The sequence below is a fragment of the Neobacillus sp. NPDC097160 genome (genome assembly GCF_044762155.1).
Taxonomy (GTDB): domain Bacteria; phylum Bacillota; class Bacilli; order Bacillales; family Cytobacillaceae; genus Neobacillus.
In genome coordinates this window covers 162,887-175,258 of the sequence record NZ_JBIWDU010000008.1, presented here as the reverse complement: position 1 = coordinate 175,258, position 12,372 = coordinate 162,887, and the positions used below count along the sequence as shown (strand labels likewise).

10 protein-coding genes are annotated in these 12,372 nt (G+C 41.1%); all 10 read left to right on the top strand.

The window, feature by feature from the left end:
* Positions 1 to 2 precede the first annotated feature (2 nt).
* The 10 genes from polX to uvrC all read left to right on the top strand — a co-directional run bounded on the left by polX (position 3) and on the right by uvrC (position 12,328).
* On the top strand, positions 3 to 1,718 hold the full coding sequence (gene polX / locus ACIQXV_RS13455) for a DNA polymerase/3'-5' exonuclease PolX (protein ID WP_402959590.1): 1,716 nt from the start codon (positions 3 to 5) through the stop codon (positions 1,716 to 1,718).
* Positions 1,719 to 1,735: 17 nt separating this feature from the next.
* Positions 1,736 to 4,093, top strand: a complete 2,358-nt coding sequence (locus ACIQXV_RS13450; protein ID WP_402959588.1) for an endonuclease MutS2 — start codon at positions 1,736 to 1,738, stop codon at positions 4,091 to 4,093.
* A 20-nt stretch (positions 4,094 to 4,113) separates the two neighbouring features.
* Positions 4,114 to 4,521, top strand: a complete 408-nt coding sequence (locus ACIQXV_RS13445) for a DUF350 domain-containing protein (protein WP_402959586.1) — start codon at positions 4,114 to 4,116, stop codon at positions 4,519 to 4,521.
* A 236-nt stretch (positions 4,522 to 4,757) separates the two neighbouring features.
* Positions 4,758 to 6,464, top strand: a complete 1,707-nt coding sequence (locus tag ACIQXV_RS13440) for an AMP-binding protein (RefSeq protein WP_402959584.1) — start codon at positions 4,758 to 4,760, stop codon at positions 6,462 to 6,464.
* A gap of 193 nt (positions 6,465 to 6,657) precedes the next feature.
* The gene (locus ACIQXV_RS13435; protein WP_402959582.1) at positions 6,658 to 7,263 is read left to right on the top strand and encodes a fatty acid metabolism transcriptional regulator FadR; all 606 of its coding nucleotides are present in this window, start codon (positions 6,658 to 6,660) and stop codon (positions 7,261 to 7,263) included.
* 2 nt (positions 7,264 to 7,265) lie between these two features.
* Positions 7,266 to 8,039 (top strand): enoyl-CoA hydratase, encoded by a 774-nt coding sequence (locus ACIQXV_RS13430; RefSeq protein WP_402959580.1) that lies wholly within the window; start codon positions 7,266 to 7,268, stop codon positions 8,037 to 8,039.
* A 111-nt stretch (positions 8,040 to 8,150) separates the two neighbouring features.
* Positions 8,151 to 8,924 (top strand): electron transfer flavoprotein subunit beta/FixA family protein, encoded by a 774-nt coding sequence (locus ACIQXV_RS13425; RefSeq protein WP_402959579.1) that lies wholly within the window; start codon positions 8,151 to 8,153, stop codon positions 8,922 to 8,924.
* A gap of 41 nt (positions 8,925 to 8,965) precedes the next feature.
* The gene (locus tag ACIQXV_RS13420; protein ID WP_402959577.1) at positions 8,966 to 9,943 is read left to right on the top strand and encodes an electron transfer flavoprotein subunit alpha/FixB family protein; all 978 of its coding nucleotides are present in this window, start codon (positions 8,966 to 8,968) and stop codon (positions 9,941 to 9,943) included.
* 157 nt (positions 9,944 to 10,100) lie between these two features.
* Positions 10,101 to 10,415, top strand: coding sequence for a thioredoxin (trxA, locus tag ACIQXV_RS13415; protein WP_402959576.1), 315 nt, complete (start codon positions 10,101 to 10,103; stop codon positions 10,413 to 10,415).
* A gap of 140 nt (positions 10,416 to 10,555) precedes the next feature.
* Positions 10,556 to 12,328 carry an excinuclease ABC subunit UvrC gene (gene uvrC, locus ACIQXV_RS13410; RefSeq protein WP_402959574.1) on the top strand — a complete coding sequence of 591 codons (1,773 nt, stop codon included), beginning with the start codon at positions 10,556 to 10,558 and terminating at the stop codon, positions 12,326 to 12,328.
* The last annotated feature ends 44 nt before the right edge of the window (positions 12,329 to 12,372 follow it).

The window sequence follows — 12,372 nt, the reverse complement described above, 5'->3', positions numbered from 1 at the left end:
TAATGGAAGTTAATAAAAAAGAAATCATTCGTTTACTAGAAATGATTGCGGTATATATGGAATTAAAAGGGGAGAACCCATTCAAGGTTTCAGCCTTTCGCAAGGCGGCATCAGCGCTTGAAATTGATGAGCGAACCTTAACAGAGATTGATGACTTTACTGCGATATCAGGAATCGGCAAAGGCACAGCAGCTGTGATTGATGAATACATAAAGGAGGGTTCTTCTTCCGTCTTAAAAGAGCTTAAGGAAGAAGTGCCGGCCGGGTTAATCCCTTTGCTGCAGCTCCCGGGTCTTGGAGGGAAGAAAATCGCCAAGCTATACAAGGAGTTAGGCATTGTTGATGTTTCTAGTTTAAAAGAAGCCTGTGAAGCTGGGAAAGTACAAGCTCTCGCCGGTTTTGGAAAAAAAACTGAGGAAAAAATCTTAAGCGCCATTGCGGATGTTGGAACAAGACCGGAAAGGCTGCCGCTTGCCTACATGCTTCCAATTGCCGAGCAAATTGAAGGAAAGCTTGCAACACTGCCGGAGATTACCCGTTTTTCAAGAGCGGGTAGTTTAAGAAGAATGCGAGAGACAATAAAGGATCTTGATTTTATTATTGCCACAAACCAATTGAAAAAAGTTCGCGAGCATCTTTTGAATTTTCAAAATATTAAGGAGGTCATTGGCGCAGGAGATACAAAGGTTTCACTAGTATTTGCGCTTGATTATGATATTTCCGTCGATTTTCGCCTCGTTAAACCGGAGGAATTTATCACCACCTTGCACCATTTTACTGGTTCCAAGGACCATAATGTCCGGATGCGGCAGCTTGCGAAAGAACGCGGTGAAAAAATCAGTGAATATGGTGTAGAAAACGTGGAAACAGGAGAAGTTCGTACCTTCACTTCAGAAGAAGAATTTTTCAAGCATTTTGATCTACCGTTTATTCCGCCGGAAATTAGGGAGGACGGCAAGGAAGTGGAAACCTTCACGTCCAATGAGGAATTAATCGAGCTCACTGATATTAAAGGTGATCTTCATATGCATACAACGTGGAGTGATGGTGCCCATTCGATTGAGGAAATGGCAGAAGCTTGCCGGAAACGTGGATATCAATACATGGCGATTACGGACCATTCACAGTACCTTAAGGTAGCGAATGGTCTCACCCGCGAACGGCTATTGAAGCAAAAAGAAGAAATTAAGAAATTAAATGAAAAATACGATGACTTTCTTATCCTTTCAGGGGTAGAAATGGATATCCTTCCAGATGGTACACTGGACTACGATGATGAACTTTTGGCTGAAATGGATTTCGTCATTGCATCGATTCATTCTGCTTTTTCACAGCCTAAAGAAAAAATTATGGAGCGGCTAAAGAACGCACTTGAAAATGCACATGTAGATTTAATCGCCCATCCAACCGGCAGAAAAATTGGGCGACGCGCGGGCTACGATGTTGACATCGATTTGCTGATCCAGTTAGCGAAAGAAACCAATACGGCTTTAGAATTAAATGCGAATCCAAACCGATTAGACTTAGCGGCCGAATATTTACGAAAGGCCCAGGAGGCTGGGGTGAAGATTCTCATCAATACGGACGCCCATAAAATGGATACTTTAACGCATATGGAAATCGGCGTTTCCGCAGCCAAAAAAGGCTGGATTAAAAAAACTACGGTGCTAAACGCACACGATAAATATGACTTACTTGAATTTTTACACAATAGATAAATAGGGGGTTTAACTCCATGCAAGAAAGAGCCTTAAAGGTATTAGAATTCACGAAGGTGAGAGAGCAGCTTCTAGAACATGCCGCTTCTTCACTTGGAAAAGAAAAAATAAAAAACTTACTGCCTTCTACTGATTTTGATGAAGTGGTCAGACTTCAAATAGAAACCGATGAAGCGGCAACGGTTTTTCGCATTAAAGGAAATGTGCCGTTATCAGGGATACATGATATTCGTGCCCATATAAAACGCTCGGTTATTGGCGGTGTCTTAAGTCCGCATGAACTAAACCAAATTGCCAGCACGATTCATGCCAGCCGTCAGATGAAGCGGTTCATTGAGGATGTTGCCGAGGAAAGAACGGAACTGCCGATTTTATTAGAACAAGTTGGGCGAATTATTCCGCTGACAAACCTGGAACAGGACATTAAACATGCCATTGATGAAAGCGGCGAGGTACTAGATAGCGCGAGTGACTTACTGCGTTCATTACGACATCAGCTTAGGTCAAATGAGTCGCGGGTTCGCGAAAAATTAGAGAGCATGATTCGTTCGTCGAATGCTGCAAAAATGCTGTCGGATGCAATTGTTACGATTCGAAATGACCGCTTTGTTATTCCGGTAAAACAAGAGTATCGCGGCCACTATGGCGGAATCATTCATGACCAAAGCTCATCCGGACAAACCCTGTTTATCGAGCCGCAGGTTATCGTCCAATTAAATAATCAATTACAGGATATCCGGGTGAAGGAACAGCTTGAAATTGAACGGATTCTAACTGAGCTTTCTGCAAAAGCAGCGGAGTATGAGAGCGAGCTCAAAGTAATCGTGGAAGTCTTAGCAAATTTGGATTTTATTTTTGCAAAAGCAAGATATGGGAAAAAAATAAAGGCATCCAGACCAGCGATGAATAATGAGGGAAGAATCAGCTTATATAAGGCAAGGCATCCGTTAATTCCGATCGATGAAGTGGTCGCAAACGACATCATGCTCGGGAAAGAGTTTACGACCATTGTCATAACCGGTCCGAATACTGGCGGTAAAACTGTCACATTAAAAACGCTTGGCTTGTGCTCCTTGATGGCACAGGCAGGATTGCAGGTTCCTGCCTTGGACGGCTCCGAGCTGGCCGTCTTTGATGCGGTGTATGCTGATATTGGGGATGAACAGTCGATTGAGCAAAGCTTAAGTACATTTTCCTCGCATATGGTTAATATCGTTGACATCTTAAATAGTGTTGATTTTAACAGTCTTGTGCTATTTGACGAGCTTGGAGCGGGAACGGATCCCCAGGAAGGCGCAGCCTTGGCGATTTCCATTTTAGATGAAGTTCACAATCGGGGGGCAAGGGTCATTGCCACGACCCATTACCCAGAATTAAAAGCCTATGGCTATAATCGTGAAGGTGTATTAAATGCCAGCGTCGAGTTTGATGTCGAGACATTAAGCCCGACCTATAAGCTGTTGCTCGGAGTGCCGGGCCGGAGTAATGCCTTTGAAATATCGAAACGATTAGGGTTAAATGAACGGGTTATTCAGTCAGCGCGCTCGCATGTAAGTGAAGATACGAATCAGATTGATAAGATGATTGCTTCATTGGAAGAAAGTAAGCGACTGGCGGAAATTGAGCAGCAGGAAGCCAGAGATTATTTGAAGCAGGCTGAGAAGCTTCATCAGGACTTGCAAAAACAAATGGTCGAATTTTACGAGAAAAAAGACACGATGCTTGAAAAAGCAGCTGAAAAAGCAGCAGATATCGTGGATGAGGCAAAGCAAGAAGCAGAGCAGGTAATCCGTGACCTCCGTAAAATGAGAACGGAAAAACATGCAGAAATTAAAGAACATGAATTAATTGATGCTAAACGGCGTCTCGAAAAAGCTGCACCGGAAATTAAGAAATCAGTAAATCTTGCCAATAAGAAAAACAAAAAGCACACCTACATGCCAGGTGATGAAGTAAAGGTTTTAACCTTTGACCAAAAAGGTACGTTGGTCGAAAGAGTTTCGACAAATGAGTGGCAGGTTCAAATCGGCATTTTGAAAATGAAGGTTAAAGAGAAAGACATGGAATATATGAGCACACCAAAACAAGTGGAAACAAGGCCAATGGCTATTGTCCAAGGGCGGGATTCATATGTTAAACTGGAACTAGACCTTCGCGGGGAAAGGTATGAAGATGCCCTGTTGAAAGTGGAAAAATATATTGATGATGCCCTTCTATCCAGTTATCCTCGTGTATCAATCATTCATGGGAAAGGGACTGGTGCCTTAAGGCAGGGTGTTCAAGAATATTTACGAAACCATCGTTCCGTTAAGAAAATTCGCTTTGGAGAAGCCGGTGAAGGTGGTTCAGGTGTAACCATCGTAGAATTTAAATAATGTCCGGGGAGATAGCCTCAATGAACCAGTTTTGGGAGAACGAGTATATTCAGATTGCGGCTTACTATAGTGTAGTAATACTATGTATGGTTGTCTTTCTTGCCATTTTTGAAATGGTAACCAAATATAAAAATTGGGAAGAAATAAAAAAAGGAAATTTGGCCGTAGCGATGGCAACCGGGGGGAAAATATTTGGGGTAGCTAATATATTCCGCGCATCGGTTGAGGAGCACAATTCCCTGCTTGAAATGATTGGCTGGGGCATCTACGGTTTTGTGCTGTTACTTGCAGGCTATTTCATCTTTGAATTTTTAACGCCCAAATTTAAGATTGACGAAGAAATTCAAAATGATAACCGCGCTGTTGGGTTGATTTCGCTGATTATCTCAGTAGGATTATCATATGTAATTGGTGCAGGAATTTCGTAAGGGGAGAGTAACAGTGGAGAAATTAGCTAAGGTACTTCTTGGATTATGCGGCTTGTTTTTGCTAATTGGCATTATCTATTTGGTGTTTTTTGTATAAGAAAAAATCATCGCTGAGATTCAATCAGCGGTGATTTTTTTTGCCACATAACTGCAATTGTTTATTGTGAAATACTGTACTATAATAGAAGAGAGTTTAGAATTTTTACAATTATATAGACAAAAGAGGGAGGTTACTTATGTTGGAGTCTAAACCATGGTTGGGACTTTACCCAAAAGATATTCCTGCCACACTTGAATACTCCTCAGAACCAGTACAAGAATACTTAGTAAATGCAGCAAGAACGTTTCCGGAAAAAATAGCTATTCATTTTATGGGTAAAGAAATGACCTACAAACAGCTTTATGAAGATGCATTACGTTTTGCTGGTTACCTGCAGGGGAATCTTGGAATTGAAAAAGATGACCGAATTGCCATCATGCTCCCAAATACTCCACAGGCGGTTATTAGTTATTTTGGTATATTAATGGCTGGCGGAATTGTCGTGCAAACCAATCCATTGTATACGGAACGCGAACTTGAGTATCAAATGAAGGATTCCGGAGCCAAAGCCATTATCACCTTAGACATCCTCTACCCTAGAGTCTCGAAAGTTATGCCGCAGACAAAGTTACAACATATTATTGTAACCGCTATCAAAGACTACTTGCCATTTCCAAAGAATCTCGTCTATCCCTTCATCCAGAAAAAACAATATGGTATTGTCGTGAAAGTAAAACATGAGGGAACGTCCCATTTACTGACGGAAATTTTAAAGGCTAGTCCAAAAAAATTAACCAAGTACGATATCAATCCCGAAGAGGATATTGCCCTGCTTCAATATACCGGTGGAACAACGGGTTCACCAAAAGGAGTCATGTTAACCCATAAAAATTTAATGTCTAATACAGTTATGAGTGAGACATGGTTATACAAAGCTAAGCCTGGTGAAGAATCGATGCTGGGGATCGTCCCATTTTTCCATGTTTACGGGATGACAGTATGCATGATTTTATCAATTAAGATGGCTTGCAAAATGATTTTACTGCCGAAATTTGATGCACTGACAACGTTAAAAACGATTCATAAACAGCGTCCGACCCTATTTCCAGGTGCACCAACCATTTATATTGGCCTATTAAACCATCCTGATTTAAAAAAATATGATTTATCCTCAATTAATGCATGCATCAGTGGTTCAGCACCGCTTCCGCTGGAAGTACAGGAGAAATTTGAGGAAGTGACCGGTGGAAAGCTTGTTGAAGGCTATGGTTTATCGGAGGCATCACCTGTAACACATTCCAACTTTTTGTGGGACGTGGAAAGAGTAAAGGGCAGTATTGGTGTTCCATACCCTGATACAGATGTGAAAATCGTGTCGATTGAAACAGGTGAACCAATGCCTATAGGGGAAATTGGCGAAATTGTCATCAAAGGACCGCAAATTATGAAAGGCTACTGGAATCGCCCTGAGGAAACAAAGGAAGTTCTGCAAGACGGATGGCTGTATACCGGTGACCTGGGTTATATGAATGAACATGGATATTTTTATGTCGTCGACCGCAAAAAGGATATGATTATTGCCGGCGGATACAATATTTATCCTAGAGAGATAGAAGAGGTATTATATGAACATCCGGATGTGCTCGAGGCAGTTGCAGCAGGTATTCCTGATCCATATCGCGGTGAGACCGTAAAGGCGTACATTGTGTTAAAAGAAGGTTCAAAAGTAACCGGAGATGAAATGAACCAATATGCTAGGAAATATCTGGCTGCATATAAGGCTCCAAGGCTATATGAATTTAGAGAGGAATTGCCAAAAACGGCAGTTGGAAAAATTCTCCGAAGAATGCTTGTGGAGGAGGAAAAACAAAAAATAGAGGAAGAAAGCCAAAAACACGCCTAAATTTAAATTTTTTTTTGAACCAATAGGCTTGTCCGTTCATTAATTTTATAATAGGATGATGAAGTTGGCTCAGAAAACCTTGACAGAAATAAAGATAAAATTTATTATTGAAATATGAATGATGATTCATTCATATTTTTCTTTTTGCTAATAAGTTATTGTACATAAATTTCTTCAAGGGGGAGGGATAAACGTGAAAAAAAGTAAGCCAAAATATATGCAAATTATTGATGCAGCAGTCATTGCCATCGCAGAAAATGGCTATCATCAAGCCCAAGTTTCTAAAATTGCGAAACAGGCAGGAGTGGCAGATGGCACCATTTATCTTTATTTTAAGAACAAAGAAGACATCCTAATCTCTCTCTTTGAAGAAAAAATGGGGAATTTTATTGAAAAAATAGATCAAATGATAGCAGGAAAAGGGACGGCGACGGAGAAGTTATTAATGATGATAGAAGCCCATTTCAGTATGCTTTATGAGGATCATCACCTTGCAATCGTAACCCAGCTGGAATTACGCCAATCCAACAAAGATTTGCGACTCAGAATTAATAATGTTCTAAAGGGTTACTTACAGGTGATTGATAAAATTATTTTAGAAGGCATAGAAACGGGAGAGTTTTCGCCTGACCTCGATGTTCGCCTTGCCCGTCAGATGATTTTTGGTACGATTGATGAAACCGCGACATCATGGGTTATGAACGAGGAAAAGTATAATTTGCTTGCACTGGCATCCCCAGTCCATCGTCTCTTGATTAATGGCTGCGGGTTCGGTAGATTAGTAGAAAAGGGGGAATAATTTTGGAATATTTAAAATGGTCGTCGGAAGACAGTATTGCCACGATTACGATTCAACGTCCACCGGCAAACGCCCTTTCATCAGGCCTTTTAAGGGAACTGTCGGCTGTACTGGATGAAATTGAGTCAAACCGTGAGATTAGAGTAATTGTTCTACACGGTGAAGGACGCTTTTTCTCCGCAGGTGCGGATATTAAAGAATTTACCACGGTTACCTCTTCAGATGGGTTTGCTAACCTTGGCAGGTTTGGACAAGATTTATTTGACCGCATGGAAAAGTTTCCGAAACCGATTATTGCGGCGATTCATGGGGCGGCCCTCGGCGGCGGTCTTGAACTGGCAATGGCCTGTCACATCCGCTATGTTAGCGAAACAGCTAAACTTGGTCTACCGGAGCTGCAGCTTGGTTTAATTCCAGGATTTGCAGGTACACAGCGCCTGCCAAAATATGTTGGAGTTGCCCGTGCAGCAGAAATGCTATTCACGTCTGAGCCAATCACAGGTTTAGAAGCAGTACAATTCGGGCTGGCCAATCGTGCTTTCCCAGAAGCCGATGTATTAGAACAGACTTATAAGTTAGCCGGAAAAATCGCTAAGAAAAGCCCGATCTCAATTGGTGCGGCAATTCAATTATTGAACTATGCGAAAACAGAAGAGTTTTATGAAGGCACTAAAAAAGAGGCAGAATTATTTGGAGAAGTATTTGTCTCGAATGACGGCAAAGAAGGAATCCAAGCCTTTCTTGAAAAAAGAGAGCCAAACTTTAAAGGGGAATAACTTCTTTAAGCAGCGCGCCTGCTTAAAGAAGGCATTATAAACATTTTTTTTCTAAAAAATTTTCTCAATCTTTCAAACTGAGCGAATGCTCGAAATTTTAGGAGGTAAACCATGAACATTTATGTGTTAATGAAAAGAACCTTTGATACTGAAGAAAAAATTTCAATTTCCGGTGGAAAAATCAATGAGGATGGTGCTGAATTTATCATCAATCCTTATGACGAATATGCAATTGAAGAAGCGATCCAAGTCCGCGATGCCAATGGCGGTGAAGTAACCGTTATTTCTGTCGGTAACGAAGAAACGGAAAAACAATTGCGTACAGCACTTGCAATGGGAGCAGACAAAGCTGTCCTTATTAATACCGAAGACGATGTTGAAAATGGCGACCAATTTACAACAGCGAAAATCCTTGCTGAATACTTAAAGGATAAGGATGCTGATTTAATTTTAGGTGGAAATGTAGCGATTGATGGCGGGACTGGACAGGTTGGCCCTCGTGTCGCTGAACTTCTTAACATCCCTTACGTAACAACGATTACGAAATTAGAAATCGACGGAACAAATGTAACCGTTACCCGTGACGTTGAAGGGGATGCTGAAGTCATTGAAACGACTTTACCACTTTTAGTTACAGCACAACAAGGCCTGAATGAGCCGCGCTACCCTTCTTTACCTGGAATTATGAAGGCAAAGAAGAAGCCGCTTGAAGAAGTAGAATTAGATGATCTTGACCTTGAAGAAGATGATGTTGAAGCAAAAACAAAAACGATTGAAATTTATCTACCGCCTAAAAAAGAAGCAGGAAAAGTATTAGCCGGTGATTTAAATGATCAGGTTAAAGAACTTGTTCACCTACTTCATACTGAAGCAAAAGTAATTTAATCGTTATTTCATAAAAATTGTTTTTTCAGGAGGTAACTTACATGTCAAGAAAAGTATTGGTATTAGGAGAAGTTCGTGACGGCTCATTACGTAATGTTTCTTTCGAAGCAGTAGCAGCTGCAAAAACAGTTGCAGAGGGCGGAGAAGTTGTTGGAGTATTAGTTGGCGAATCTGTAAGCGCTTTAGGTGCTGAGTTCATCCAAAACGGAGCAGATCGCGTTGTCGTTGTTGAAAATGAGAAATTAAAACAATATACATCAGATGGTTATGCACAAGCATTACTAGCTGTTATTGATCAAGAAAAACCGGAAGGACTCGTTTTAGGTCATACAGCTCTTGGCAAAGACTTAGCACCACGAATTGCCGGTAAACTTTCATCCGGTTTAATTTCAGACGCAACTGCGGTTGAAGAAGCTGGCGGAAATATCGTGTTTACAAGACCTATTTATTCCGGAAAGGCATTTGAAAAGAAAATCGTTACCGATGGCTTAATTTTTGCAACGGTACGTCCTAATAACATTGCACCATTAGCAAAAGATGAAAGCAGAACCGGTGAGGTTTCCTCCCTATCTGTTGACATCAAAGACCTTCGCGCCATCATTAAAGAAGTAGTAAGAAAAGCGAGTGAAGGCGTTGACCTAAGTGAAGCAAAAGTGGTTATTTCAGGTGGCCGCGGCGTAAAGAGTGTTGACGGGTTTAAACCGCTTAAAGAATTGGCTGATGTACTAGGCGGTGCAGTTGGTGCTTCACGTGGTGCGTGTGATGCTGACTATTGTGATTACTCCCTACAAATTGGCCAAACCGGTAAAGTTGTCACACCTGACCTCTATATTGCCTGTGGTATTTCCGGAGCTATCCAGCACTTAGCCGGCATGTCTAACTCAAAAGTAATCGTAGCGATCAACAAAGACCCTGAAGCAAACATCTTTAAAGTTGCTGATTACGGCATCGTAGGCGACTTGTTTGAAGTTGTTCCATTATTAACAGAAGAGTTTAAAAAGCTTAAGGTTCATTCTTAATAAATGATGGAAAACGAGCGGAATTTTCCGTTCGTTTTTTTGTTTAATTTTGAATGAAGGGGGGAAAATAACAAGTAGAGCAGTTTATTAGCATGATATTCCAATCAATGATATACTTTCCGTAGTATTTCAGTATTAATTAGGGGGTAAATAAAAAATGGCTATTTCACATGTAACAGATCAAAACTTCTCTGCTGAAACAGGTTCAGGCCTTGTTCTTGTAGATTTTTGGGCACCATGGTGCGGACCTTGTAAAATGATTGCTCCAGTTCTTGAAGAACTTGACGCAGACATGGGCGATAAAGTAAAAATCACTAAGCTTGATGTGGATGACAACCCACAAACAGCTGCAAACTTTGGTGTTATGAGCATTCCAACATTGTTAGTGATGAAAAATGGCGAGGTTGTTGACAAAGTAGTCGGCTTCCAACCTAAAGAAGCATTAGCAAGTGTGTTAGAAAAGCACGTATAAGTTGAGATTAAAAAAACCTTAGCTGGATTTTTTCCGGCTAAGGTTTTTTTATGAAAAACCTCCCACTTCCCTTTATCGGTCGTTTGCATTAATATTTTATAAGATAGCGAAAAAAAAGAGACGGAGTGGAGTGGCCGGAAATGAATGAAACAATAAAGCAAAAACTGACACTGCTGCCTGATCAGCCTGGCTGCTACTTAATGAAAGACCGTCAGGGGACAATCATCTATGTGGGGAAAGCAAAAGTATTAAAGAATCGAGTGAGGTCCTATTTTACCGGTTCGCACGATGGGAAAACATTAAGACTTGTTAATGAAATCGAGGACTTTGAATATATTGTTACCTCTTCAAATATAGAAGCACTCTTACTGGAATTAAACTTAATCAAAAAATACGATCCGAAATACAATATCATGTTGAAGGATGATAAAAGCTATCCGTTTATCAAGCTGACTGCGGAAAGACATCCGAAACTGATCATCACGAGAAAAGTGAAAAAGGATAAGGGCAAATACTTTGGCCCATACCCGAACGTCGGAGCTGCCAACGAAACCAAAAAGCTGCTTGATCGTATATACCCACTGCGCAAATGCTCTACTCTTCCCGACCGCGTTTGTCTGTATTACCATTTAGGACAGTGCTTGGCACCATGCGTGAACGAAGTGAGCGAAGAACAGTATAAGCAAATGACCGATGAAATTACGCGCTTTTTAAATGGCGGGTATAAGGAGATAAAGAAAGAGCTCACGGAAAGAATGACTGCGGCAGCAGAGGAACTTGATTTTGAACGTGCAAAGGAATATCGCGATAAAATTGTTCATATAGAAACGATTATGGAAAAGCAGAAAATAACGATGACGGATTTTACCGACCGTGATGTCTTTGGCTATGCCGTCGACAAAGGCTGGATGTGTGTCCAAGTCTTCTTTGTCCGCCAAGGAAAGCTTATTGAACGGGATGTTTCCATGTTTCCCATCTACAATGAGCCGGAGGAAGAAATTTTAACCTTCCTTGGCCAATTTTATACAAAAGCGAATCACTTTAAACCAAAAGAAATTCTTATTCAGGATGAAGTGGATTTGACTATGGCGGAACAGCTGCTTGAAGTGAAGGTGCTGCAGCCGCAGCGCGGGCAAAAAAGGGACCTTGTCAAAATGGCGATTAAAAATGCCAAAATTGCCCTTAATGAAAAATTCTCCTTGATTGAAAAAGATGAGGAAAGAACCATTAAGGCAGTTGAAAACCTTGGGGAGCTGCTTGGGATCTATACCCCGCACCGAATTGAGTCATTTGATAACTCCAACATCCAAGGGACAGACCCCGTATCGGCGATGGTCGTTTTTATTGATGGTAAAGCAAACAAACGGGAATACCGCAAATATAAAATAAAATCGGTTAAAGGCCCAGATGATTATGAATCGATGCGAGAAGTCACCAGAAGAAGATATTCGAGAGCCTTGAAGGATGACCTGCCGCTTCCTGATTTAATTATCATTGATGGCGGAAAAGGCCATGTTGAGGCTGTAAGAGATGTCCTCGAAAATGAATTAGGTTTGGATATCCCGCTTTCAGGGCTTGTGAAGGATGAAAAACACCGAACATCGCAGCTTCTCTACGGGAATCCTTTGGAAATTGTTCCACTTGCTAGGAACAGCCAGGAGTTTTATTTATTGCAAAGAATCCAAGATGAAGTTCACCGCTTTGCGATTACCTTTCACCGGCAAATCCGCGGGAAGTCTGCTTTTCAATCGGTACTTGACGATATCCCGGGAATAGGGGAAAAGCGAAAAAAACAATTGCTAAAGGAATTCGGCTCCGTTAAGAAAATGAAAGAAGCAACATTTGAGGAATTTCGAGCCCTCGGAATTCCAGCAAATGCGGTAGAAGAATTAATCAATAAACTTCACTCATAAGCATTGTCAGAAAAAAAAGAACATGCTATAATGAGTGAAAATTT

Excerpts from the sequence above, each read along its gene's own strand:
- ACIQXV_RS13450 (WP_402959588.1), top strand. The coding sequence starts at position 1,736 with ATGCAAGAAAGAGCCTTAAAGGTATTAGAATTCACGAAGGTGAGAGAG.
- ACIQXV_RS13445 (WP_402959586.1), top strand. The coding sequence starts at position 4,114 with ATGAACCAGTTTTGGGAGAACGAGTATATTCAGATTGCGGCTTACTAT.
- ACIQXV_RS13425 (WP_402959579.1), top strand. The coding sequence starts at position 8,151 with ATGAACATTTATGTGTTAATGAAAAGAACCTTTGATACTGAAGAAAAA.
- ACIQXV_RS13420 (WP_402959577.1), top strand. The coding sequence starts at position 8,966 with ATGTCAAGAAAAGTATTGGTATTAGGAGAAGTTCGTGACGGCTCATTA.
- polX (WP_402959590.1), top strand. The coding sequence starts at position 3 with ATGGAAGTTAATAAAAAAGAAATCATTCGTTTACTAGAAATGATTGCG.
- uvrC (WP_402959574.1), top strand. The coding sequence starts at position 10,556 with ATGAATGAAACAATAAAGCAAAAACTGACACTGCTGCCTGATCAGCCT.
- ACIQXV_RS13440 (WP_402959584.1), top strand. The coding sequence starts at position 4,758 with ATGTTGGAGTCTAAACCATGGTTGGGACTTTACCCAAAAGATATTCCT.
- trxA (WP_402959576.1), top strand. The coding sequence starts at position 10,101 with ATGGCTATTTCACATGTAACAGATCAAAACTTCTCTGCTGAAACAGGT.